This window comes from Plantactinospora sp. WMMC1484 (genome assembly GCF_049315195.1).
Classification (GTDB): Bacteria; Actinomycetota; Actinomycetes; order Mycobacteriales; family Micromonosporaceae; genus Plantactinospora.
On sequence record NZ_CP186055.1, the window covers coordinates 2,831,695 to 2,856,637 of the forward strand.

Annotated in this window: 18 protein-coding genes, 1 tRNA gene and 1 rRNA gene; 13 read left to right on the top strand and 7 right to left on the bottom strand. The window is 65.0% G+C overall.

Annotated elements, in window-relative coordinates; all coding sequences use genetic code 11:
* Positions 1-479 precede the first annotated feature (479 nt).
* Positions 480-2,516, top strand: a complete 2,037-nt coding sequence (locus tag ACN28C_RS12610) for a hypothetical protein (protein ID WP_422773662.1) — start codon at positions 480-482, stop codon at positions 2,514-2,516.
* Between the two features lie 1,013 nt (positions 2,517-3,529).
* Here the strand turns inward: ACN28C_RS12610 and ACN28C_RS12615 are convergent.
* The 4 genes from ACN28C_RS12615 to ACN28C_RS12630 all read right to left on the bottom strand — a co-directional run bounded on the left by ACN28C_RS12615 (position 3,530) and on the right by ACN28C_RS12630 (position 8,880).
* On the bottom strand, positions 3,530-4,873 hold the full coding sequence (locus ACN28C_RS12615) for a DNA methyltransferase (protein WP_422773663.1): 1,344 nt from the start codon (positions 4,871-4,873) through the stop codon (positions 3,530-3,532).
* A gap of 120 nt (positions 4,874-4,993) precedes the next feature.
* A complete protein-coding gene (locus tag ACN28C_RS12620) occupies positions 4,994-6,304 on the bottom strand; it encodes a protein kinase domain-containing protein (RefSeq protein ID WP_422773664.1) in 1,311 nt (436 codons plus the stop codon).
* 719 nt (positions 6,305-7,023) lie between these two features.
* Entirely contained in the window at positions 7,024-7,386 is a 363-nt protein-coding gene (locus tag ACN28C_RS12625) for a hypothetical protein (protein ID WP_422773665.1), read from the bottom strand.
* Positions 7,387-8,310: 924 nt separating this feature from the next.
* Positions 8,311-8,880 (bottom strand): TetR/AcrR family transcriptional regulator, encoded by a 570-nt coding sequence (locus ACN28C_RS12630; protein WP_422773666.1) that lies wholly within the window; start codon positions 8,878-8,880, stop codon positions 8,311-8,313.
* A gap of 125 nt (positions 8,881-9,005) precedes the next feature.
* Here ACN28C_RS12630 and ACN28C_RS12635 point away from each other — a divergent pair, with 125 nt between their 5' ends.
* From ACN28C_RS12635 to ACN28C_RS12650, 4 genes are all read left to right on the top strand, one after another.
* A complete protein-coding gene (locus ACN28C_RS12635) occupies positions 9,006-9,422 on the top strand; it encodes a nuclear transport factor 2 family protein (RefSeq protein WP_422773667.1) in 417 nt (138 codons plus the stop codon).
* A gap of 46 nt (positions 9,423-9,468) precedes the next feature.
* Positions 9,469-10,218 carry a siderophore-interacting protein gene (locus ACN28C_RS12640; RefSeq protein ID WP_422773668.1) on the top strand — a complete coding sequence of 250 codons (750 nt, stop codon included), beginning with the start codon at positions 9,469-9,471 and terminating at the stop codon, positions 10,216-10,218.
* A gap of 795 nt (positions 10,219-11,013) precedes the next feature.
* Positions 11,014-11,715 (top strand): SanA/YdcF family protein, encoded by a 702-nt coding sequence (locus ACN28C_RS12645; protein ID WP_422773669.1) that lies wholly within the window; start codon positions 11,014-11,016, stop codon positions 11,713-11,715.
* Positions 11,716-12,085: 370 nt separating this feature from the next.
* A complete protein-coding gene (locus ACN28C_RS12650; RefSeq protein ID WP_422773670.1) occupies positions 12,086-13,159 on the top strand; it encodes a GIY-YIG nuclease family protein in 1,074 nt (357 codons plus the stop codon).
* A 307-nt stretch (positions 13,160-13,466) separates the two neighbouring features.
* On the opposite strand, the gene ACN28C_RS12655 is transcribed toward ACN28C_RS12650, so the two are convergent.
* Positions 13,467-14,066 carry a TetR/AcrR family transcriptional regulator gene (locus ACN28C_RS12655; RefSeq protein ID WP_422773671.1) on the bottom strand — a complete coding sequence of 200 codons (600 nt, stop codon included), beginning with the start codon at positions 14,064-14,066 and terminating at the stop codon, positions 13,467-13,469.
* Positions 14,067-14,215: 149 nt separating this feature from the next.
* Here ACN28C_RS12655 and ACN28C_RS12660 point away from each other — a divergent pair, with 149 nt between their 5' ends.
* Positions 14,216-14,887, top strand: coding sequence for an NADPH-dependent F420 reductase (locus tag ACN28C_RS12660; RefSeq protein WP_422773672.1), 672 nt, complete (start codon positions 14,216-14,218; stop codon positions 14,885-14,887).
* Between the two features lie 253 nt (positions 14,888-15,140).
* On the opposite strand, the gene ACN28C_RS12665 is transcribed toward ACN28C_RS12660, so the two are convergent.
* A complete protein-coding gene (locus tag ACN28C_RS12665) occupies positions 15,141-16,433 on the bottom strand; it encodes a serpin family protein (RefSeq protein WP_422773673.1) in 1,293 nt (430 codons plus the stop codon).
* Positions 16,434-16,684: 251 nt separating this feature from the next.
* Between ACN28C_RS12665 and ACN28C_RS12670 the strand changes: the two genes are divergently transcribed.
* The 6 genes from ACN28C_RS12670 (at position 16,685) to ACN28C_RS12695 (ending at position 22,113) form a co-directional block, all read left to right on the top strand.
* Positions 16,685-16,758 (top strand) — tRNA-Pro (locus tag ACN28C_RS12670).
* Between the two features lie 144 nt (positions 16,759-16,902).
* A complete protein-coding gene (gene tig / locus ACN28C_RS12675) occupies positions 16,903-18,255 on the top strand; it encodes a trigger factor (RefSeq protein ID WP_422773674.1) in 1,353 nt (450 codons plus the stop codon).
* 134 nt (positions 18,256-18,389) lie between these two features.
* Complete coding sequence (locus tag ACN28C_RS12680; RefSeq protein WP_421494731.1) at positions 18,390-19,034, top strand: ATP-dependent Clp protease proteolytic subunit; 645 nt, start codon at positions 18,390-18,392, stop codon at positions 19,032-19,034.
* A 16-nt stretch (positions 19,035-19,050) separates the two neighbouring features.
* Positions 19,051-19,743: an ATP-dependent Clp protease proteolytic subunit gene (locus ACN28C_RS12685; protein WP_421494730.1), complete on the top strand. Its 693-nt coding sequence runs from the start codon at positions 19,051-19,053 to the stop codon at positions 19,741-19,743.
* A gap of 218 nt (positions 19,744-19,961) precedes the next feature.
* Entirely contained in the window at positions 19,962-21,254 is a 1,293-nt protein-coding gene (gene clpX, locus ACN28C_RS12690) for an ATP-dependent Clp protease ATP-binding subunit ClpX (RefSeq protein WP_421494729.1), read from the top strand.
* A 61-nt stretch (positions 21,255-21,315) separates the two neighbouring features.
* Positions 21,316-22,113 carry a carbon-nitrogen hydrolase family protein gene (locus ACN28C_RS12695; RefSeq protein WP_422773675.1) on the top strand — a complete coding sequence of 266 codons (798 nt, stop codon included), beginning with the start codon at positions 21,316-21,318 and terminating at the stop codon, positions 22,111-22,113.
* 134 nt (positions 22,114-22,247) lie between these two features.
* Here ACN28C_RS12695 and ACN28C_RS12700 read toward each other — a convergent pair whose 3' ends face one another.
* Positions 22,248-22,472, bottom strand: coding sequence for a hypothetical protein (locus ACN28C_RS12700; RefSeq protein ID WP_422773676.1), 225 nt, complete (start codon positions 22,470-22,472; stop codon positions 22,248-22,250).
* 600 nt (positions 22,473-23,072) lie between these two features.
* Between ACN28C_RS12700 and ACN28C_RS12705 the strand changes: the two genes are divergently transcribed.
* A 16S ribosomal RNA gene (locus tag ACN28C_RS12705) occupies positions 23,073-24,589 on the top strand.
* Positions 24,590-24,943: the final 354 nt, after the last annotated feature.

The following is a 24,943-nucleotide window of genomic DNA, read 5'->3' on the forward strand; positions in this document are numbered from 1 at the left end:
AGCGCTTCGAGAAATAGCGAACCAAGCTGCCAGACCCTTCCCCCGCAGCACCGATGAGACAAACACTCTCGATCTATCTCTCCTAGAGGTCCTCTGCGCCGAGCCATTCGAAGAGGAAGCTGCCCTACAAAGGTTGGTGACCGATGCGCTTTCTGATTGACTCCACTTGTGAGCGTGGGCTAAAGATAATCGAGGAGATACCAGACATCGGACTCTGTCGAATCGAGGGCCATAACGGCGCGGGGAAGAGTACCGCAATTAGACTACTCGAGCTCTGCACGGGCTCCCAACCATATCTTCGGGAGCCCCTAGCTTGGCGCACATTCCGAACGCAATTGGTCCGCGCGCATGTAACGGTTACCGATCTCGAGGGAGCATCACGGATCGAATGGGAGCTCGACCCAAGCTCATGGCCAAGCAAGCCCGAGCCGCTAGGCGATCGCATTGGGCGAATTGCGATTGACGGGAAAAATGCAAGCATGGCTCACGTCCAGCAATTATTGCGCGTCCATCGAATGGTCGGGCACGAGACTTTGACGGAGATGCTCGCCGAGCGAGTTTCGGACGGAGCGACTCACGTAAGCGCCTGGATAACGAGCGGAGGACCAGGATGGAATCGACGCTTCGCACTCGACAATCACATCGCCGACGTCGTCGACCTGATCCCGGAGTTTGACACTCCAGCACTACACTCTGAGCAGCGACGCGTGGCAGAGGCTGCTAGCCAGGCAGAGAACATTGCAAGACAAACCTCGAACACAGAGGCCCGCATTCAAGCACTTACCACGGCGCTCCGTCTATCGGATCAACTCGAGGACGTTCGGGGGCAGGGGCCAGGCCTGGAGACGCAACTAGACGCCCTCGATCGAGAAATTGGGAAACTCCTTTCAACACGTGCAGGGCTCGACGACGAGCTATCCAGGGTCGCCAAACAAGAACACCGAAATGAACAAGCCCGTTCGGAGTTTGACAAGGCCCAGCGCCACCTTCAACGAAGGGAAATCGAGCTGCGGCAAGCTCTTGCACATTTTCAAGAGGCCGCACGAGCAGCGGGAATCCCAGCCAACCCTGACGCGGTCGTTACGGCGATGACTGAGGCGGTGAAGCGCGACGAGCAGCTAAAGGCCGACCTGCCCCGGGTCAACCAGGTCCCAATGTTGGTCGGGCTCCTACAATCCCTGTCGGAACTGGCCCTAGAGGCAGAAGCGTCGGGCATCGCAGATGCTGTGCTTCTGCATGAGACTGCATCTCGGCGCAGTTGGACCGTTGCCGCCTTTCGTCGAGCCTGTCAACATCAGGCTGAGACCCTAGCCAGGCAAAGCCCGACCGAAGAAGCCGAGCACTTGGCGGAACAGATTCGTCAGGCCGAGGAGCAGCTGACTCGGGTCAGCCTTGTCGCCGAGGCGGAGAGAACCGCGGAAGAGGCTAAACTACGTCTAGAGTCTGCGTTAGCGCGTGCAGAGAAGGCGGCCACAGCCCTGCCACAGCAGACGAGAGACGCGTTCAAGAGACTACTTACGCTTAAAAGTGAAAATGAAACACGCATAGGAGAGCTGAAGGCCCGAAGAGAGCAGATAAGCCAGGCAAGGACGCTGCTTGGCGGCGGATTGACGGAACAGATCCTTATCCAGCAGCTCACGACGGCCTGCCAAGAAGCGGGAGTCGAACAGTCCCGGATTCGACCGGAACTTACCTCCGCCGAGATGAGCCTGGACGAGCTCAAGAAGTCGGCAGGCCGTACCAGTGCCGACCTGGAAAGAGCTACATCCTCCCTCGATGGCAAGATCAAGGCAATCGTCGACGCGTCGTTGGCCCTCCAAGCCATTCCTTGGATACCTGAGGTGACGAAGGCAAGATTAGCAGCCACAGGAGCCGATGCCGACAAGCAGCTAAGCGAGTTGCGGCGAATCGCGAAATCCATCGACGCCGTTCGCGTAAGATTGGACCTCTTCACATTTCAGGCGCAAGCGATAGCTGATGCACTCACGGGAGTTTCGGCACACTTTCGAGGTGGCGTCCCAGCAAAAGGCAGTTGGGTTCCATCGGTGCACTCTTGGATTAGGAGTGAGGTACAACGATGGTTCGATCATCCCGAGGTGCGGGACTCATTATTTGACGGCGGCGAAAATGTCGAGCTGGACCTTGCCACGATGGAGGTGTCTTGGACCGCCGGCGGTCGTACCCAAACCAGACCATTACAAGCCTTCTCAAGTGGAGAACAAGCGTTAGCATACACACGAGCTAGACTTGCGCGACTAGAACGCGAAGACGGCGACCCAGCAAATCGCTTGATCGCGCTCGATGAGTTTGGCGCATTCATCTCTAGCAGGGGCATGGCTGGTCTGCGGAGATATCTACATGACCGCCGGAGGGCAATGCCGCAAGACCAGATAGTCGTGATCCTCCCGCTCCCGGAAGACTCCCGAATGCTACCAACAGTCCCCGATAGCGTCGCTGATGCACGTCGTGAACAACTCCGCAGTCGGGGATACCTTACAGAAAGCCTGCCGATATGAGTCCTGCCGATAGCACGTCTAGCGAACTCACCGTATTCGGGATTCCTCGGACATTAGGTAACACACAGAGAGTGGCGCTACTGTCCGCGCTTGAATACTTATGGGAGGCAGTGTACGGAAGGCCGATTGGCAACCTGACGGAGGACTTGGCTGGGTGCAAGGCGTTCTTCGATCCGGTCGCCCGGGGCCATAAGCTGCGCGACCGCCTAGCGGATCTTAGTCGACCCTCCGATGAGGTCTATCAGACGGTTGTAGCCTACGGAGAACCGCTAGTTACGGAAACCGGAGGCGGGAAACTGATTCTCGGTGTCGAGGCCCGGCTTATGATAGATGTGCTAAAAGACAGCCGCAACCAGGATAGCACCTACGTTTCATCAGGTTCTGTGCAACGTGCATATATTACCGCATTCGAAACCTATCGAGAATGGTCACGGCACCGACTCGACCAAGTTCTTGCTCTCCGTGAGGGTGCCGGGACAGAAGTCATGCAGGCTAAGAGCGTAGGCGTCGTTATTGCACTCCTCGTCAATCGCTCCGACAGCAGCGAGCGCGCAATAGGTCGATTAACCGACAAAGACGTCAGCGACCGAATCGACCATGCAATTCATGCTGCTGCCGGCGCTTTTGCTGACCATGTCGCAAAGAGTCGGGGACGCTCAGCCCAAGAGCAACGCCTAGTCGGCGGCCATTGGTTCACGGAGGCTCGTCGAAGACTCGCGCATCGCCTGGTAGTGCACGCTCCAGCTAAAGGCGGGACTAGCTACGTCTACATCCCTGCCGAGCATCGAGAGGAGGTTATAGATTTCCTTGGTCGAGATCTAGCACGTCGCGCAAACGTCCAACGCGAGACAATCGAGAAAGGGTTCGATGCCCTTGTCGAAAGCTTCCGCGCCTCAGCCCTCGCGCTCGCGGGGCAGGGCATGATCTTTGAACGCCCAGCTGACACGACTCGGCTCAGGCAACGGTTAGTCGACCACTTCGAATCTTATCGGAGGAAGAATCAATAGGCTGCCCTACACAGGCTGATCCTCGACGGGTTCTTCTAGCCGAAAACGCAGCAACCGCTCCCCCAAGCTGACGCTGTGTCTATTCTTGTTAGTGCCCCACCTTTGTCCACGGTGCCGCAAGACAACATCAGACTCCACTTTGAAACCTAGATGGCCAGCGATATCACCTATAATCGCAGGGGTATCTACATAAACACCGTAGGGCGCACTGTCACCGACGAGCCAGACGCAAGGGGCACCGGGCTTTAGGTTCAGGGCCAAGTTCTGGAGCACTTGCAGAATACCCGCGAAGTAGTCAGGAAGTACGCGATCATACTCCTTACCACGGTCCCGCGATTTTCGCTGCATCTCGAGCTTCTTTGTTAGCACGCCGATCTGCTCGCCGGTACCTGGTAGGTGCATGAGACGTTCGCTAGACCTGGACGCCGCCAACACGCTGCTCTGCTGCGTTGTCGCCGTAATCATCCCGCGCCTTACCCCGGAACAGAGTTGCGCCCAAGTCGTGACCTCGCCCCAAAAGTAGAGCTCTAGTCTCGTTGCATCAGCGTAGTCAAAGTTATTAAGGTAGGGAGGAGAGGCCACGCAGCCGTCAGAAAGTCCCACTCCGGACCGTCCCCAACTATTACTGTCACGCGCATCGCCACAGAGAACTATCGCCGTTTTCTGCAGAGGTTGATCTTGTTGTAGATCCTCCTCTATCAGAATCGCCCTCTCAACAAAACGCTGCATCGGGATGGTGAAGACCGGCTTACGCGAGACCGCGGGGCGCTGGTAGGGCCACCCCACCTTCACCGACGCTACATCCCGAAGTGCAGCCAGCAGCGCCCACTTCAAGTATGGCGCATACTCGTCATCGCGCAGCTTGATGAGATCCCGAAGGGCAACGAGTTGCTCAAGATGCTGGCCGTCAAAACTTCGACGGATAAGGTCCGGTTGATCCTCCGCTCGCGATTTCCCCGACCTGAGCCTCTGTGCCAAAATGGAACGAGCAGCCTCAACCGTTCTGGCCGCTTCCTGCGCAAGCCTGCTAGGCGTCTCGGGCGGACTCTGCAGTTTTAGCTGAGCCAGCTCGGCGATCAGAGGATGCGCCTCGATGCCGTAGAAGCCATACCCGGCCTGCCTCGCTGCTGTGCCCGTAACTCCCGACCCCGTAAAGCAGTCGATTATCACGCCCCCTGGCGAGATGTCAAGGTTAGCGAGCAGTGCTGTTACGTAGTCGGAGGCGAACCCAGCGGGATACCGGAACCATCGATCGAACGGGACGCTAGTACTCGTGCCATGTCGCCTGCCCCGGCCTGACGCCGGTCCAACCGCAGTGTCACTAGACGGTGGCACGGCAGCAGTCGCCATGCCTTCTTCCGAGCTGCCGGAGGTGACGGCCCCGGTCGGTGAGGCATCTTGGGTTGACACTTGACCATCTCATCATGATTCGTTGCCCGACGCCACGGTGTGAGGTGACCGATGAGACCGTTATGTCCGTTCCGGAACTAGGATGTTCCGTATCACTTGACTCCGAGCCGCCCAAGTCGACGCCTGTTGGTGATAATCCACGGCGTTCGCCCCTCGCAGCGCTCGCGCGATAGCTTCCCCTTCTGGCTCGGCAAGATCTGCCAACCAACTTTCCGTCCGGATCTTCTGTCGCCATGTATCCCAACGCAGCTCTGCCCTAAAGAAATCTTCGGCAACGTCTTCAGCCAAGCCGAGCTGCTGGCCAACAAGAACCCGTAGCACCGCGTGCACAAAGGCCAGAGGAGTGTTGACGTAGTCCGGATCCCGACCACTCCACGACATGGTTTCGAGGTGGTACAGCATCCGTCGGGCAACTTTGGCCGCGTCATGAGGGTGACGGCGAGTCCACGCTTCTACATGTACGCTAGGCAATCTCGCAATTTGATCAACAAACACCAAAGGATCGTTGCTGTACGTTAATGCAATCGACGCAGCCTCCTGTATATCGCTCCCATTCTGTAGGATAATGTCATCAACGGCAGCCTTCGCCTGTTGAGCTGGTTGCAACAATGGAGCATCGAACACCTTCGTCAGTCGCTCCTTAACCGCAGCCATATCTGACGGGCGACGGTCAACTTCTGGAGCAGTACAGGCCCTCACGAAGGCACGCCAATGTTGCATCTCACCTTCGGGCAGCAACTCCGTATGACCATAAGGCAGGCGCCGACGGAGAAACCAGGCGGCAACCCGACCGAGACTGTAAACGTCGGAAGCGGCGGTGGCATCATGACCATCCACGAAAGTCTCGGGCGCCATGAAACCGTAGGTCCCTACGATATGCTGAGATCGAGTGATCTGTCGAGACACCTGGCTGTCGGGCCGGCGCACCAGGCCCCAATCGGCAATAACCCATCGGCGCCCACCCCTTCCGCTAGTCCGCGGAAGGGCCAGAATGTTGTTGGGGGTCACATCTCGATGAATAAATCCTGCGGCGTGTGCTACGGCCAACGCGCCAGCTACATCATAAAGAATGTTATACAGATCTTCCTCAACTAGCTCCTCGCGCAGTTGCAGCATGTGCCCCTCAGCCAGCGGCATCGTGAACCACATTCGATCAGGATCCGCGTGGAGAATCGGCATTATATTCGGATGGGCAAGCTGTGTCTGAACGTCAATCTCACGACGGATTCGCTGTCGAGCGATTTCGTCGTTGAGCGGTTGTTTGAACGCGACAATTTCCCCGTCTGATTTTCTCTTCGCTTTCCGGACTACCGCGAAGCCACCCTGGCCAATTGGCTTCCCCACAAACCGGTAGAAGTTCGCTCGATTCACCAAATCCGACTCCCTCCCACATCGGTGCAGCCTACTCGGGCCCTGACGGCTCTTCAATATTGGTTCGCCTCAGACGATCCGTCCGGCGCCCGGCCCCAGTCGACCCGGCGGCCGAGAACACTCAGATACGCGACACGGGCGCCCACCCTTTGGCCGCCCCTCCTCAATGAGCTTCTACCGGACGCTGAGGACCAGCCGTTCCCTCGAAGGCCGTCAATTTGCCCGGTCTGTATGGTGTCTCACTGCCGAAACGTTCTCATCTGGATCAAGGCGCCGCGCAAGCGCGGCGCACGGCCCGCCCGCGCTCGGCCTGCTGGCGGCCTCCGGCCGGCATCGGCCGGCTCGGCGGGCCGCATCAGCGCTGGAATCTTGACGGCACGTCGACTCAGAACATGGGTCGAGTCTCGTCCTCAGCATCATCATCCTCGTCATCGCCCCGTAGGAGGCGGTCGAGGTCTGCCGGGTTCATGCGCTTGAGCTGTGCTTCTAGCTTACGGCTGTAGTGGCGATCGTTCGGATCACTGCCGTTGCCGGCAGCAACCCGACCGTACGCCTTCATGAACGGCCCGATCTCTCGCCGGAGTCGGTCACGTCGGTGCCCCATGGACCGACGGTAGGCGCCGTAGGATGCTGCGTGCCAACGGTTTGTCACTCATGGCCGCCCACCGTGGCGGGTGCATGACGCCTCCGGCCGGCATCGGGTCGAGGCGGGGCAGGGCCTATTCGGCTCTGTTGCGGACTTGGTGCTGTTGGTCCACTCCGATGCACGCCACCACGGACGAGGCATCAGCCGACAGGAAGAGCTGGAAGTAGTACGGCGGGTTATCCGCCCGCACTCCGCCGAGGCGTAACGCCTGGTCTCCCGCATCGCGCAGATGCTCGACAGCTTCCGCGAAGCCAAGCGTAGGTATCCCAGCATCCCGGGTGATCTCGTCCCGAACGCCGTATGTTGCTGCCAGTTGGCTCGCTGGGACGAGCCCGGCGGCGATGTCGAACCCGGCACCGGCGCCAAGTGCTGCCCGACATGCCTCGTACGCCTCGCCCGCCCTACTCAGCAGGGCCACCAGGGTTTCCCGCCTCACGGCGATAACGTACCGGACGAAGCGCCCGGAGAGCCGTGACGATTGCGTGGGTGGTTGGCCGCCGTCATGGGCCGGGCAATCGCTGCCGCACCGCTTCGCGGCTTGCCACCGAAGTACGTAGTCCAGGCGCGCGGTGACCCGGCGCCACGGCAAGCCGCCCCGGCCCGAAGGCCGGGGCGGGAAGCCCTACGACGCCGGCCGGCCGCGCGCAAAGAGCCGGGCCATCCACGGGCCATAAGCCGGTGCCGTAGACGGTCACCAGCGGGCAGGAACGGTCAACGCTACCCCGCCACTGACCAGGCACAACGGACAGAACCAGGCAGCCGGAAACGATCTTCCAAACTGACGGTGCGGGTTCGATTCCCGTCGCCCGCTCCACGTTTTCTCTGCTCAGATGCCTCTTGATCTTTACTTTCGTCCGAACAGGACGATCAGTTGGTAGGGATCTTGATAGGGACCGCCTCTGGAGTCTTCCAGCCGGACGCCAACCGGGGGATCAATGGAGGAGCGCGGAAATATGACATAACCGGACAGAGCAGACGTCATGGCGACGGGAATGGAACCGCCATCAGAGCGAAAAACTGACGGCCAAGCCATCGCACCCGAAGGACCCGGCAAGCGACGCTCCACCGCCAGAGCGCCCGACCCGGCACAACCGCCCACAGGCGCATCCGGTCACCAGCCCCGACGGAGGCTACCAAGACTGCGGCCGAACAAGAGTCAACCACTCTCGCAGCACGCCGCAGACGAACCACTCCACGGCCGAAGTCCCACACGGAGCATCCGCTCATGCCGAGAAGCGGATGTTCGATCATGGCCGAGTCGGCGCATCGCTGTCAGACGGGATGGCTCGATCCGTGCCCGTTGGCTTCGCGCCGAGCAACCGTCACGTTTGGTACAGGATTTCGGTGTGCCGGTTCGCATTCAGGGTGACGAGGGGTGAGAAGACTGTCTGGGTGAGTGTCTGCCGGTCCCGTTGCTCGTAGGCTCGGCCCCGAAGACGCTTGTCACCAGCGTCCGGATTCCGTGCTCCAGTCGTTCGGCCGGCCAGGTGGCGAGGTGGGCGATGAGGTCGCTGCGGATCGCCGCGAGCAGGGTGTGGGCGAGGAAATCGGCTGACTGCGGGCCGCGCGCCTGCGTGATCAGGTCGGTCAGCAGAGCGTGCCACTTGGTGTAGGGCGTTTGGTGGTACGGGTTGCCGTCCGATGCCTCGACCGCTGCCGCCACGACGCGGTTGTCACGCTTGAACTCGATCAGCAGCAGGAGAATTGCCACGGCCCGCTCGTGTGGTGCGAGCGTGTCGTCGTGGGCCGTGGTCGCGTGGAGCAGTTCCTCGGCCCTGCGCTCGAACAGGGCGAGCACCAGGCCGCTGCGGCTACCGAAGCCACGAAACAGGGTGCCCTTGCCCACGCCGGCGGCGAGTGCGATGTCGTCGGCCGACACCTGTGCGGGGTCGTCGGCGGCGTCGAACAGCTTGCCGGCGGCCTCCAGCACGGCCTCCCGGTTGCGGGCAGCGTCGCTGCGCACAAGCGTCCCCCCTTGATAAGCGGACCAGTGGTCCGTATGCTGTAGCGGACCGCTGGTCCGATTCAATCAGCCATACGAGCGAGGAGCAAACCATGCCGACCCGCGCCGCCCAGTTCTACCGCGACAGCATCGACCTGCTGACTCAGCGGAGGATGCACGAATTCGTCGACCTCTTCGCCGAGGACGCGGTCGTCGAGTACGCGTTCCCGCCGAAGGGCTGGCCCGCCTTCCTCCACGGGCGCGAAGCAGTCCGGGGCGCGCTGGGCAACTTCCCCGACTTCCTGCGCATCGAGTACGCCAAGAACGTCACCATCCACGAAACGACAGACCCGGAGGTGATCATCGGCGAGTTCATCCTCGGCGGAACAGTGACCGCGACCGGTCAGCCTTACGAGTCCCGCTACATCGAGGTGGTCCGGGTCCGTGACGACCAGTTCGTTGAGTTTCGCGACTACTGGAACCCGATGCTCGCTCTGGAACTCATGCCCAACGGCCACTTCGACAACTGACCTGACCATGGCCCGAGCCCGTAACCGGCGACCCATCACACTGCAGGTGCGACGCAGCGCCCAGATCAGCCCCGGGTTCGTGTCCGTCACCCTCGGCGGTGCGGACCTGGCGCACTTCACGCCGTCCGCGCCGGACGAGGCGGTCCGGCTGTTCTTTCCGCGCGACGGACAGGACCACCTGATCATGCCGACCGTGTCCAACCAGGCCTGGACCATCCAGATGCTCGCACAGCCGGTGACCAGACGCCCGTGGGTCCGCCTCTACACCGCCCGCGCGTTCCGCCCCGACCTGCTCGAACTCGATGTCGAGATTGCGCTGCACGGCAACAGCCCCGCGTCGCGCTGGGCCCGCGGCGCAGCACCCGGCAGCCCGGCCGGCATCCTCGATGAGGGCCATACCTACCGCTATCGCACAGACACTGACTGGGAACTTCTCGCCGGCGACGAGAGCGCACTGCCGGCCATCGTCGCAATCCTCGAGCAGGCGCCCCCCGACTACCGCGCACAGGTCTACTGCGAGATCGCAAACACTGCCGACATCCGCGCACTCCCCAACCTGCCCGTCGGCGTCGACCTACACTGGCTCCCGCGCGGCGACAACGACGAGATCCCCGGCAGGCTCGCCCTGCGAACGATCACCGACACCATCCTGCCCAACGGCCGGTTCACAGCCTGGATCGCCGGCGAGCAGAGGCTGCCGAGTCAGCTGCGGCGGCATCTGATCTCACGGGGCATCGCGAAACGCGACATCACCTTCACCGGCTACTGGCGACGCGGGCGCGCCAGCCTGGGATAATTCCAGGACCCGCGGCTAATCCATCAGCGAAACAGGACACCACTGCCCCTCACCGAACGGGCAGCTCGCGCGACGACTCGGCAACGAGCAGGGACACCGGCAAACAACGCCGTATCAAAAGAACGCCCGAGCCCACCCTCCCAGCCTGACAACGCTTCGGAAGCGCCGCACACCCGGCCAACAACCCGGCACCCGCGATCTCGGTATCCGGATCTGCCGCGACCCGCGCTCACGGAGCCACGGCCTGCGACAGGCCCACCGACTACGACAAGGGCGCAGGTCGGCCCTTCCGGTGAAGAGCCGAACCGCGCCCTTAGAACGTGCAACCGTGCGGCGCTTGAGCTGCTTGTACGTCATCGAGGTGCAGGGTGATCTCCAGGGCGGCTGCACCCCCGGCGTTCGCGGGCGTCGTGGCGGTCCAGAGAGGCGAGCGCTGAGTAATTCGTCGGGTCGACCTCGCGTCGAGCGCCAGATGACCCCATCGTGGGATCATCCGGAATCACCAGACATCGACCCACGCTAGGCGGGACCGGCGGTAGGGATTTTGGTAGGGAATCGTCCGGGATCACCCGCCCGGCCCCGCGACGCGTCGAGACGAAGCTGAGACGAAACAGCACGTCAACGGCACCGCGCGGGACCGGCAGGAGCCACTCGGGATGATCGACTGGTTGCTTCCAAACTGACGGTGCGGGTTCGATTCCCGTCGCCCGCTCCAGTCTTCTCGGCCCCAGGTCAGCGGCATGATCGTCGCGCCTGGGTCGCCTCACCGCTCCGCCTGGCAAGTACAGTGTCGCCGTGGCGGGCTTGCGGGGGGCGACGGTGCGCGGTTGGATCGCCCGGCGCCGCCGGCTCGTACGGCGTCTGGTCGTCGCGGCCGTGATCGCCCTGGTGCTCGTCAGTGGTCCATGGCTGTGGACGACGCTCACCGCACACGGTCACGTCCACGGCGAGGCCGACGCGCCGGCCGTCGATGTCGTGATCGTCCTGGGCACCGAGGTCCTGCCGGACGGTCAGCCGAGTGACCGGCTCGTCGGTCGTCTGGAGACCGCGGCGGCACTGTTGCGCGATGGGCGGGCCCGGGTCGTCCTGGTGTCGGGTGACGGCAACGGCGTCTCCGGCGACGAGCCGGCGGCGATGACCGCCTATCTGACCGGGCGGCTCGGCGTGGATTCGTGGCGGGTCGTGGGTGATCCGTTCGGACTCGACACCTACGACAGCTGCTCGCGGGCCCGGGCGGTGTACGGCGTCGACCGGGCCCTGGTGGTGACGCAGTCGTATCACGTGTCGCGGGCGGTGGCGCTGTGTCGGCACCTCGGCCTCGACGTCGACGGGGTGACCGCCCGCTGTCCCGGCTGTTCCACCGGGTTGATCGTCCGCAAGGGCGCCCGGGACTACCTCGCCAGCGCGAAAGCGGCCTGGGACGCGGTACGGCGCCGCCCGCCGGCGGTCCGCTCTCCGGTCAGCCCTGGCGTCCAGGATGCGCTGCGAAGGGGATGACCGTGGTCGGTGCGGATGGCCGACCCAAGACTCAGATCCGGCGGGGTTGGCCGAGTGGACGTGGCCGATCCAGGTGGTGAGGAGTTCGTCGTCTGCTGGCCGGCAGGTTGGGTTCGGCACGACATCCGGCCAGTCCGGTTGAGCCTCCTGCGCTGCACGGATGGCCGGCAGACCGAACCTCGACCGGCCCTCGTCAGGCTACTGTCGGTTTCCCTTTCGCTACCGATCACGACTGGCCGGAGCAGATCCTGTGGCACTCCGATTCAACCCCCCTCTCAACTGGCCGCCCCCGCCGCCCGGTTGGATGCCACCACCCGGCTGGCAGCCGGACGCTGCTTGGGGCCCTCCTCCCGAGGGGTGGCAGTTGTACGTGGACGACCGTGCGCCCGGACGGGTGCAGGTTCCGGTTGTGGCCGGAGCGGCGGCACCGGGCACCGTCGCGCCACCGCCGCCGGTTCCACCGACTGCCGTACCTGCCCCACGGCCGTCCAAGGATATCGACATCCCCCTGTTCGGCGCCCGCGGCAAGGCGCGGGAGCTGGCCGGCCAGGCAGCCCAGTTGCAGACGGAGTTGGAGCGCTGCCGAGCCGAGATGGACCGGCTCGGGGTGCTCTCCGTCGTCGAGCTGGAGCGTTACCGGGACGAACTGCGGCAGCAGATCGCCGAAGCGAACGCCCGAGCTGAGGCTCGAAAGGCGGATCTGCGGCAACAGGAAGCCGCAGTGTTGAGACACCTGCAGGAGTTGCGGCAGCAGGTCGTCGTGACCGAGGAGACCATCCTGCTGCAGGAGGCTGGCGTCTACCAGTATCGGCATCCGCTGCATGACGCGGTCGCGTACCAGACACAGCTGGCGGCACTTCAGGGCCGGATCAAGGCGATGGCGCGCAAGGACGGTGGCGCGGTGTTGGGAGCCACCAACTGGACGGTGAACGACTCTGCCGCCGAAGGGCGGAGGATGGTGCGCGACTTCTCCACGCTGATGTTGCGGGCGTACAACGCCGAGGCGGACAACCTGGTCGTGGTTGAAGCCCTACAAGCTCGACGCGGCGATCGAGCGGCTGACCAAGGTGGCGCACACGATTGCCCGGCTGGGCAAGACGGGGCCTTCGGCGACCAGGTTGTCAAGATCGGCATGACGAGGCGGCTCGACCCGCTTGACCGGGTCCGCGAACTCGGCGATGCGTCCGTGCCGTTCGGCTTCGACGTGCACGCCCTGTTCTTCTCCGAGGACGCCGTGGGGATCGAGTCCCAGATGCACCACCGGCTCGCCGCCCGCCGGGTCAACCGGGTCAACCAGCGCCGTGAGTTCTTCTACGCCACGCCCGCCGAGGTCAGGGGCCACTTGATGGAGCTGGCAGGCAACCTGCTGCACTTCGAGGAGGTTCCCGAGGCGTTGGAATACCGGCAGAGCCTCAGCGAGACGGAGCCTGCGGCGATCAGCTGATCATGAAACGTACGGTCGCGGTGAGTACTGCTTATCGGTGCTCCCCTTCCGCGTTCCAGACAGCAATTGGTGTCACCAACCCGGTGGGAATACCAAGGACTCGTGTGGTCCTGGGGCCACACCTCGGTCAGTCAGCCGACGAACGGGAGGCGCCGTTCCCGCCCTGCTTCAGGTCACGGATCCCGGCCGGGTCCGCCGGACGGCTTGCCTGCGCCTACGTCGTCGACCCGGACGGCTCACCGCGCGCCGCCGTCCGAGAGGCGTCATGCTCCGCCACAAGCCTCCGGTGCCGGTCGATGTCCGGTAGTCAGCTGCCGGAGGTGCGGTGCGGGGCTCTGATCCCGTCCAGTGCCATGGTGAGCACGCGTTCACGTTGCGCATCTGCCACGAAGTTGGTTCCACTGATGCCGTTGACCAGGAAGAGAACGTCGTCGAAGGTCACGTCGGTGCGGGCGAGGCCCGCCGACTGGGCACGTTCGAGCAGCGGCCGTCCTGCGGCGTGGATGACGTCGCGGCAGGTGACGAACATGGCCTCGTGGTGGGCGATGGCGTCGTAGACGGCCTTCTTCGTGGTGGCGTACCTGACGAACTGGGTCAGCCAGGTCGCCAGGGCGTCCCACGGGTCGCGGTCGCCGAGTTCGGAGGCCATCGTCGCCAGCGCCTCGACCTCGTCGAGGTAGACCGCCTCGAACAGGTGCCTGCGGGTGGGGAAGTTGCGGTAGAGCGTGGCGATGTTGACTCCGGCTTCCCGGGCGATGCCCTCCAGGGAGGCGTTGGCGCCGTGGTCGGCGAACGCCTGCCGGGCGGCGTCGAGCAGGGCGTCGAAGTTGCGCCGGGCGTCGGCGCGCTGCGGACGGCGTACCTGGTAGCGCGACTCGGCCTGTGCCACGGGTTCGTTCGCGTCCATCGTCTCCCTCTCCCGGACATCGGCCTTGACAAGCGCAGGCACCCCTGCACTAAAGTCAAGGGGTGCCTGCGATAAGGCGCAGGAGTGCCTTCACTTTACCGTGCCGGGTGCACGCAGCGCATCCGGCCACCGTGCAAAGGACCCGGGACATGACCACCATCGGTTTCATCGGCAGCGGAAAGATCGGAGGCACGCTGGCCCGCCTCGCGGTCGAGGCGGGCCACGACGTCGTGCTGAGCAACAGCCGCAGCCCGCAGAGTCTCCACGACCTGGTTACCGGGTTGGGGCCGCGCGCCCGCGCCGCGACCCCGGACCAGGCTGCGACGGACGGCGAGATCGTCGTGGTGGCCATCCCGATCCGGGCCTACCGGCAGGTGCCCACCGAGCCACTCCGCGACAAGATCGTCATCGACACGCTGAACTACGACCCCGCCCGCCAGGGCAGCGTGCCCGAGATCGAGGCCGGCGACGTCCCGCCCCACGAACTGCTGCAGACCCACCTACCTGAGTCGCACGTCGTCAAAGCGTTCAGCACCGTGTTCTTCGGGCACCTGGCCACCCTGGGCCGCCCCGTCGGCGCTGCTGACCGCAGCTGTCTGCCGATCGCAGGTGACGCCTCCGCCGCCAAGCGGAGGGTGGCCGCCCTGATCGACTCGCTCGGCTACGACACGTACGACGTGGGGGCGCTCGCCGAGAGTCGCCGATTCGCGCCGGGTACGCGCGCCCAACTGGCCCATCTCGACCCGGTCGGCATGTTCACCGCCCCGGGACGTCCGGTCACCGCGGCCGACCTGGTCAAGCTTCTCGACGAGGCCCAGTGAGGGTCGCGGTTGTCACCTCGTGTGCTGAACCGTCGCACTACCTGGACTTTCCCCGACCGCAGCCGGTCAGCGGGCACCACCTGGTCGTCGACGTGCTGGTTGTCGGCCTGCCGCCAGGGGTCCGAATGCAGGCGACCGGCTCGCACTACACCGGCAGCAACGGCGACCTACACCTGCTGCTGCCCGGCATCCACGCCGTCGGTCACGGCCGGCGGCACCGGCCGGACGCCGGTACCGGTGATCCGGCGTCCGGTCAGCCCGGTCCGGTGACGAGCGGGTCGTGGACCCGACCGAGGAACAGCGGTACGCCGGTGAGCCGGTCGTGGATGACGTACAGAAACGGCCGGTTAACGAAGAACTGCGGGCCCTGCGGGATCGACGGCGGCCGGATGATGACGGCCGACGCGGCCGCGGCCTCGGTGCCCTTCTCGTCCACCGCGATGAACGTCTCGTGCACCACGTCGTCGATGCAGAGCGCCGGTTCGGTGCTCATGGCGGTGAAGTCGGCCCGCGACGAGAACGCCGTGGGCATGCCGAGGCCGCTCAGCGCGGCCTTCAGCTCCGCCGGTAGCCGGGTCGTCCACCGGGGCAGCCGAAGCTGGATGTCGGTGAACCGGAAACCGGTCAACAACGCACCCAGCCACGCCGCGTCGAGATTCGCCTCGACCGTGGCGAGATCGCCCCGGGTCGGCATGACGATGGCCATGGCCAGGTCGCTGCCCGCGTACGGGACGTCGACCGCACGCCACCCGTCCCCCTCGTGGTAGCCCATCGGGTCGAACGGGCCCCGCATCATCGGGACGTCGACGACGCTGCCGTCGTCCCGGGTGAACGGCTCCGCCGCCGTGAGTCTCGCGGTGAACGGATATCTCCAGGCCGCCATGAGGTAGATCGTGTTGGTCAGGATCAGGCTGGTGTCGGGACTCACGGCGTCGGACCCCAACAGCTCCGGGATCTTCGCGTTGGTCCGGTCGGACACCCAGGTGTTGATCTCCTGCCGGGCCGCCTCCGGTGCGCCGCGGAAGTCGACCGGGTGCGGCGCGGCACCGTAGTAGCCGGCCAGGGTGTCCCGGAACCCGGCTCGCAGGCCCAGGCCGAGCCGGGGCCACAGCGCGTTGGCCGTGGTCAGCCGGGGCCGTTTGGTCCCGTCGCCGTCCTGGTAGCGGTCGGCGAGCATCTGGTCGACGGTGTTGAGCCCGCTGTCGAGCGCACCGGGTCGCGGATGCGGCGAATGCAGCACCGCGTCCATCTCGTCCGCCGTGGTCGAGCCGGCGCCCGCCCTGGTCATCGCGAGCGCGAGCCCGACAGAATACGGCGCGCACACCACGTTGCCGCCCGCACGGGTCGACGCCAGGGTGCGGTAGAGGTCGGCCGTGAAGCCGCGCACAGCGGTCGCGGCGGCCTGCACCGTGGCCGGGTCGGGGGGTACGCGTACCGGATCCGTCGACGTGGACGCCCTGCCGAGCCGACCGGGATGTCCTGGGGCGGCGGTGAGGGCAGCGGCCGCGAGCGGCACCGCCCGCAGCACCGATCGACGCGAGACCATGCCGCGACGGTAGAGCAGTCCTGCGGGAACGCGCCAGGTACAGAGCCCAAATTAATAGAAGAATGACAATGTTCTGCTGTGCTTGTCCGTCTCGGGTCCGCCGGGCCGCCCGCCACCAGACAAGATCGCTCTCGGCGTCGTCTGGATCACGGCGTACCGCCGGATCATGCTGGATCGGGACGACACGGCGGCCGGGTGCGGAGACCGGGCGGGCGCGACCCTGACCGGACCGCATACACTCGTCACCGCCACGGGGTGTGGCGCAGCTTGGTAGCGCACTCGCTTTGGGAGCGAGGGGCCGTGGGTTCAAATCCCGCCACCCCGACTGTCGCCCGCGGCTGCGGGGGAGGTTCGGCCACCGCGTGCGCCGTCCACCCCGCGCCGTCCGACGCGTCCGCCGGCTCGCCTACACTCGATGGGCTGTGTGCCGACCCAGAATGAAGATCGAGATCCGTCAAGGAGTACGCCTGTGAAGAGCACCGTCGAGACTCTGAGCCCGACGCGCGTGCGGCTCGCCATCGAGGTGCCGTTCGTCGAGCTCGAGCCGAGCCTCAAGAAGGCGTACCGGGAGATCGCCTCGCAGGTCAACGTCCCCGGCTTCCGGCGCGGCAAGGTGCCGGCGGCCGTCATCGACCAGCGGGTCGGCCGGGGCGCGGTGCTCAACGAGGCCGTGCAGGACGCCATCCCGGAGAACATCCTCGCGGCGGTCCGTGAGCACGACGTGAAGACGCTGGGTCGGCCCGAGGTCGAGATCACCGAGTTCAACGACGGTGACTCCCTCAAGTTCACCGCCGAGGTCGACGTCCGCCCCGAGATCACGCTCCCCGACCTCTCCACCATCGAGGTGACCGTCGACGAGCTCCAGATCGACGAGGACGAGATCGACACCCAGGTAGGCAGCCTGCGGGAGCGCTTCGCCACCCTCAAGACGGTCGAGCGGGCCGCCCGGGAGGGCGACTACGTGCAGCTCGACCTGGCGGCGACCGTCGACGGCGCGGAGGTGCCGGGCGGCTCGGCCACCAACATCTCGCACGAGGTCGGCAGCAAGCAGCTCCTCCCGGGGCTGGACGAGGTGCTGGTGGGCCTCTCGGCCGGGGACGCGACCACCTTCCAGACCCAGCTCGTCGGCGGCGACTTCGCCGGCCGGGACGCCGACGTCTCCGTGACGGTCCGCACCGTCAAGGAGAAGGAACTGCCCGCGCTCGACGACGATTTCGCCCAGCTCGCGAGCGAGTTCGACACCCTCGACGAGCTGCGCGGCGACATCCGCGAGCGGGTGAGCCGGTCGAAGAAGGTCGAGCAGATCTACGCCGCCCGGGACCGGGCACTGGAGCAGATCGTGGCGGCCGCCGACATCCCGGCCCCGGAGGGGGTCGTCCGGGAGGAGGTCGAGCACCGCAAGCAGGCCATGGTCGACCAGCTGGAGCGGATCGGCGCCTCCCTGGAGGAATACCTCAGCTCCGAGGAGAAGACCGAGGAGCAGATCGACACCGAGCTGACGGAGGCAGCCACCGAGGGGGTCAAGGTCCAGCTTCTCCTCGACACCCTGGCCGACGCCGAGCAGGTGCAGGTCAGCGACGACGAGTTCGGGCACGAGATCGTGCACCGGGCGCAGCGCGCCGGGATGGCCCCGCAGCAGTACTACGACCAGCTCGTCCGCTCCGGCGCGGCCGGCGCGGTCTACGGCGACGTCCGGCGCGGCAAGGCGCTGGCCATGGTGATGGAGCGGATCACGATCACCGACTCGGCCGGCAACCCGATCAACCTGGACGAGCTGCGCGCCGCCAGCGATGAGGAGCACGACCACCAGCACGAGCACTGAGCCGCCCGGACACCGCCCCACCCGGGACGTACGGGGCAACTGCGCTGTCAGCGAACAGTGTCCGGACCGGGACGATACGGCGCCGGTCAGCGGTTAGTGTCGGGCGTAAGACGCACGGAGAGCGAAGGGCTGCCATGACTGGTTCAGACTTCTCAGCTATGCCCCTGCGGGTGACCGAAGCCCGCGGCGGGGACGCACTTGGTGGCAACCTTGACGACTCGGTCTACAACCGGCTGCTCAAGGAGCGGATCATCTTCCTCGGCAGCGAGGTGACCGACCAGGTCGCCAACCGCATCTGCGCACAGCTGCTGCTGCTCGCGGCCGAGGACCCCGGCCGCGACATCAACCTGTGGATCAACTCGCCGGGTGGCTCGGTCTACTCCGGCATGGCGATCTACGACACCATGCAATTCATCGACAACGACGTCTCCACCGTCGCCATGGGCATGGCCGCGTCAATGGGCCAGCTCCTGCTCTGCGCCGGCACCAAGGGCAAGCGCTACGCCCTGCCGCACGCGCGGATCATGATGCACCAGCCCTCCGGCGGCATGGGCGGCACGGCCTCCGACATCGCCATCCAGGCCGAGCAGATGCTCTACACCAAGCGGATGTTCCAGGAGCGGGTGGCCTTCCACACCGGCCAGGACCAGGCGCAGATCGAGGCCGACTCCGACCGGGACCGGTGGTTCACCGCCACCGAGGCCAAGGACTACGGCTTCATCGACAAGGTGATCACCGGGGCCGCCCAGGTCCCGGAAGGCGCCGGGACCCTGAGCTGAGCTGAGGAGCGGATACATGACTGACCCGACCCTGCTTGCCGGTGGCGGCTTCGACCCGGTGCACAACCGGGGCTTCGAGCCCGTGCACAACCGGTACGTGCTTCCCTCCTTCGTCGAGCGCACCTCGTACGGCGTCAAGGAGTCGAACCCCTACAACAAGCTCTTCGAGGACCGGATCATCTTCCTCGGCGTGCAGGTGGACGACGCGTCGGCCAACGACGTGATGGCCCAGCTGCTGACGCTGGAGGGCACCGACCCGGACCGCGACATCATCATGTACATCAACTCGCCCGGCGGCTCGTTCACGGCCATGACGGCGATCTACGACACGATGCAGTACGTCCGGCCGGACATCCAGACCGTCTGCCTCGGGCAGGCGGCCAGCGCCGCCGCCGTGCTGCTCGCCGCCGGTACGCCGGGCAAGCGCATGGCGCTGCCGAACTCCCGGATCATCATCCACCAGCCGGCCACCGAGGGCGGCTACGGGCAGGGCTCCGACATCGAGATCCAGGCCCGGGAGATTCTCCGGATGCGTACGCAGCTCGAGGAGATGCTCTCCCGACACTCCGGGCAGTCGATTGAACGAGTCCGTCGTGATATCGACCGTGACAAGTTCATGACGGCCGAGGAATCACGCGAGTACGGCCTGGTCGACACGATCCTGACCAGCCGAAAGAAGGGCCTGCTCGCGGCGAACGCCTCGAGCTGATCATCTTGGGTCAGGGGCCGGCCGGGCGGCTTGACGGCGGCCGGCCCCTGACACACCCGTTTTGGGGGTCGGAGAAACCTCGTGCAGCGGGTAACGTCGGTTCTGCACCGCCCACCGCCGGTCGGGACCGGCCGGCGATGAAGACCGACGGGGCGTACCGTCCGCAGGCCAGAGCCGTTGCGAAGACAGGCTGGCCGATGAGCGCAGGGAGAACGTAGGTGGCACGGATCGGCGACGGCGGCGACCTACTGAAGTGCTCCTTCTGTGGTAAGTCGCAGAAGCAGGTCAAGAAGCTCATCGCGGGCCCCGGGGTCTACATCTGTGACGAGTGCATCGACCTCTGCAACGAGATCATCGAAGAGGAGCTGGCCGAGTCCGGCGAGGTGAAGTGGGAAGAGCTTCCCAAGCCGATGGAGATCTGCCAGTTCCTCGACCAGTACGTCGTCGGGCAGGACCAGGCCAAGAAGGCCCTCGCGGTCGCGGTCTACAACCACTACAAGCGGATCCAGGCCGAGGCGGCCGGCGGTCCGGGCTCGGGTGACGCGGTGGAGTTGGCCAAGTCCAACATCCTGCTGATCGGGCCCACCGGGTGTGGCAAGACACACCTGGCCCAGACCCTGGCCCGGATGCTGAACGTGCCCTTCGCGATCGCCGACGCGACCGCGCTGACCGAGGCCGGCTACGTCGGCGAGGACGTCGAGAACATCCTCCTCAAGCTGATCCAGGCCGCGGACTACGACATCAAACGCGCCGAGACCGGCATCATCTACATCGACGAGGTCGACAAGATCGCCCGTAAGTCGGAGAACCCGTCGATCACCCGGGACGTCTCCGGCGAGGGCGTGCAGCAGGCGCTGCTCAAGATCCTGGAAGGCACGGTGGCGAACGTGCCGCCGCAGGGCGGCCGTAAGCACCCGCACCAGGAGTTCATCCAGATCGACACCACCAACGTGCTCTTCATCTGCGGTGGTGCCTTCGCCGGCCTCGACCAGATCATCGAGGCCCGCACCGGTCAGGGCGGGCTCGGCTTCGGCGCCCACCTCCGCTCTATCTCCGAGCGCTCGACCGACGACATCTTCGGCCGGGTCATGCCGGAGGACATGCTCAAGTTCGGCCTGATCCCCGAGTTCATCGGCCGGCTCCCGGTGATCACAAACGTGCGGAGCCTCAACCGCGAGGCACTGGTCCGGATCCTCACCGAGCCCCGCAACGCGCTCGTGCGGCAATACCAGCGCCTCTTCGAGCTCGACGGCGTCGAGCTGGAGTTCGAGCCGGCCGCCCTGGAGGCGATCGCCGACCAGGCGATGCTCCGCGGCACCGGCGCCCGCGGCCTGCGCGCCATCCTCGAAGAGGTCCTGCTCTCCGTGATGTACGAGGTGCCCAGCAACCCGAACGCGGCCCGGGTCCTGATCACCCGTGGCGTCGTGCTCGAGAACGTCAACCCGACGATCGTGCCGCGCGAGTTCACCGGCCGCCGCGCCCGCCGCGAGCGCGAGGAGCGCTCGGCCTGACCCTCCGTCGGCCGCCCGGGTAAGGCTGGTCACCCGACGACCGCCGCCGTAGGCTCTCCGCATGCGCGTCGCCGTCTGTCAGGTCAACGCCCGCGACGACCGGAAGGCCAACCTGGCCGCCGCTGGCGAGCTGCTCGGCCGGGCCGCGGCCGCCGGGGCGGACCTGGCGATCCTTCCGGAGTACATCGACTACCTCGGCCCGTCGCGCGGCCTGCCCGCCCCGGAGCCCGTCGACGGCGAGTTCGCCGAGTTCTTCGCCGACGCGGCCCGGCAGCACGGCATGTGGGTGCACGCCGGCTCGTTCCACGAGACCGGTCCGGACCCCGACCACACCTACAACACCTCGCTCGTCTTCGACCGGGTTGGGGCGCTCGCCGCGACGTACCGGAAGATCCACCTCTACGACGTCGAGATTCCCGGCCGGGTCTCGTACCTCGAATCCAGGAACGTAGCCGCCGGCACCGCGCCGGTCGTCGTCGACGTCGAGGGCGTACGCGTCGGCCTCTCGATCTGCTACGACCTGCGTTTCCCCGAGCTGTACCGGCAGCTGGCCGTTGCCGGGGAGGCCCAGTTGCTGGTGGTGCCCGCCGCCTTCATGCTGCACACCGGTCGGGACCACTGGGAGGTGCTGCTCCGCGCCCGGGCGATCGAGAACCAGTGTTACGTGGCGGCCGCCGCGCAGATCGGGGACCACGATCCTGGGCGTACCTGCTTCGGGCGCAGCATGGTGATCGACCCGTGGGGGACCGTACTCGCCCAGGCACCCGACACGGTCGGGATCGTGGTCGCCGATCTCGACCTCGACCGGCTCCGCGAGATCCGGACCGAGCTACCCAGCCTGGCGAACCGCCGGCTCTGATCCGCCGGAGCCGTCCCGCCGGAGCCCTTTGCCGAAACCTCGCCGCCGGCGCTGCCGGGGACCGGCCACCTCGACCTGCCGGTGCTCGCCCGGCACCGCCGGACGTTGCCGCGTCACTGCGACAGGTTGCCGCGTCACTGCAGCAGCATGCCGACCACGGCCAGGCCGATGATCGCGGAGGCGGTCACCAACAGCCCGGTGGTCATCCGGGACCGGCCGCGCCGTGCCAACCGGCGAACCGAGGCGAGCAGAGCCAGCAGCACGAGGCCACCGATCACGATCTGCCAGAAGGGCAGCAGAAGCGCCGAGAGGCTGTCCTGCGCGAGGATGATCGCGGTGTCGCTCGGTAGCGCGGCCATGCCTGCCACTCTGACACGCCTGGCCGAAGCTGACACGGACAACTGCGGCACGGTCGGGTCACAGGGGCACGGCAAGGAGGAGTACGTCGATTTGCGCCCAGCCGGCCGGCGGCGTACCTTTCTCTCTGCGCGCGGCGCACCGGACGACAGGCCGGGCCGCAAGCACCTCGGATCGTCGGTCGGGCAGCTGCCCGCCGGAGGCCGGGGCCGGGTGGTGCGCTCGACCAGGTGACATTCAGGTTGAGATCGCGAGACCAACCGGGTAAAGTTGTCGAGGCCGGCAGGAGCCGGGCGGATGGGCCACGAGGCGCCATCGGCCGGTCTGTAGGCCTCTCCCTGACAGAAGCGACCACCCTTCCGGTGTGCGTGAGTACGGGAACCCATCGGGTGAAGCAACCAAGCCAGAAGTTGGGGCTTGACACTGCGAGGCCGGACGGGTAGCTTGGAGCAGTTGCCCCGGGGGCGGTTCTGTTGGTGGGATCGTGTTCGGTGTGTGTTTGTTCTTTGAGAACTCAACAGGGTGCTTGATATGCCAGTGCCAAATGGTTTTGTTTGTTTGGCAGCAAGTGTTTTTGTTGCTGGGTTTGATTTCTCTGGTTTTTGTTGGAGAGTTTGATCCTGGCTCAGGACGAACGCTGGCGGCGTGCTTAACACATGCAAGTCGAGCGGAAAGGCCCTTCGGGGTACTCGAGCGGCGAACGGGTGAGTAACACGTGAGTAACCTGCCTCAGGCTTTGGGATAACCCTCGGAAACGGGGGCTAATACCGGATATGACATGCTGCCGCATGGTGGTGTGTGGAAAGTTTTTCGGCTTGGGATGGGCTCGCGGCCTATCAGCTTGTTGGTGGGGTGATGGCCTACCAAGGCGACGACGGGTAGCCGGCCTGAGAGGGCGACCGGCCACACTGGGACTGAGACACGGCCCAGACTCCTACGGGAGGCAGCAGTGGGGAATATTGCACAATGGGCGGAAGCCTGATGCAGCGACGCCGTGTGAGGGATGACGGCCTTCGGGTTGTAAACCTCTTTCAGCAGGGACGAAGCGTGAGTGACGGTACCTGCAGAAGAAGCGCCGGCCAACTACGTGCCAGCAGCCGCGGTAAGACGTAGGGCGCGAGCGTTGTCCGGATTTATTGGGCGTAAAGAGCTCGTAGGCGGTTTGTCGCGTCGACTGTGAAAACCCACGGCTCAACTGTGGGCTTGCAGCCGATACGGGCAGGCTAGAGTTCGGTAGGGGAGACTGGAATTCCTGGTGTAGCGGTGAAATGCGCAGATATCAGGAGGAACACCGGTGGCGAAGGCGGGTCTCTGGGCCGATACTGACGCTGAGGAGCGAAAGCGTGGGGAGCGAACAGGATTAGATACCCTGGTAGTCCACGCTGTAAACGTTGGGCGCTAGGTGTGGGGGGCCTCTCCGGTTCTCTGTGCCGCAGCTAACGCATTAAGCGCCCCGCCTGGGGAGTACGGCCGCAAGGCTAAAACTCAAAGGAATTGACGGGGGCCCGCACAAGCGGCGGAGCATGCGGATTAATTCGATGCAACGCGAAGAACCTTACCTGGGTTTGACATGGCCGCAAAACTCGCAGAGATGTGGGGTCCTTCGGGGGCGGTCACAGGTGGTGCATGGCTGTCGTCAGCTCGTGTCGTGAGATGTTGGGTTAAGTCCCGCAACGAGCGCAACCCTTGTTCGATGTTGCCAGCGGTTCGGCCGGGGACTCATCGAAGACTGCCGGGGTCAACTCGGAGGAAGGTGGGGATGACGTCAAGTCATCATGCCCCTTATGTCCAGGGCTTCACGCATGCTACAATGGCCGGTACAATGGGCTGCGATACCGTGAGGTGGAGCGAATCCCAAAAAGCCGGTCTCAGTTCGGATCGGGGTCTGCAACTCGACCCCGTGAAGTCGGAGTCGCTAGTAATCGCAGATCAGCAACGCTGCGGTGAATACGTTCCCGGGCCTTGTACACACCGCCCGTCACGTCACGAAAGTCGGCAACACCCGAAGCCCATGGCCTAACCTCTTCGGGGGAGGGAGTGGTCGAAGGTGGGGCTGGCGATTGGGACGAAGTCGTAACAAGGTAGCCGTACCGGAAGGTGCGGCTGGATCACCTCCTTTCTAAGGAGCGCCTCCTGGCGAAGGTCGGGTAGGAGCCCTGTGGCCCGCGGATGTCGGGTTGGGGTGCTCGTTGGCGGAGACACTGGCTAGTTCACGGCTGGCAGCGGCTGGTCCGGGTGGTACGGCCATCTTTTGGGGTGGTGTGGAAGTCCGGGTTGGTGCGGCTGGTGGTGGGTGTGGAGCATCCTGTTGGGTCCTGAGGGAACAACCATGTTGGTGGTTGGTTCTTCTGCCAGGTGCGGCCTGGCCTCGCATACCGGGTTCTTGCTGGGGTTGTTCCTGGTGGGGGTTGCTGGTGTGGGGTGGTGGGTTGTGGGTTGGTCGTTTGTTGAGAATTGCACAGTGGACGCGAGC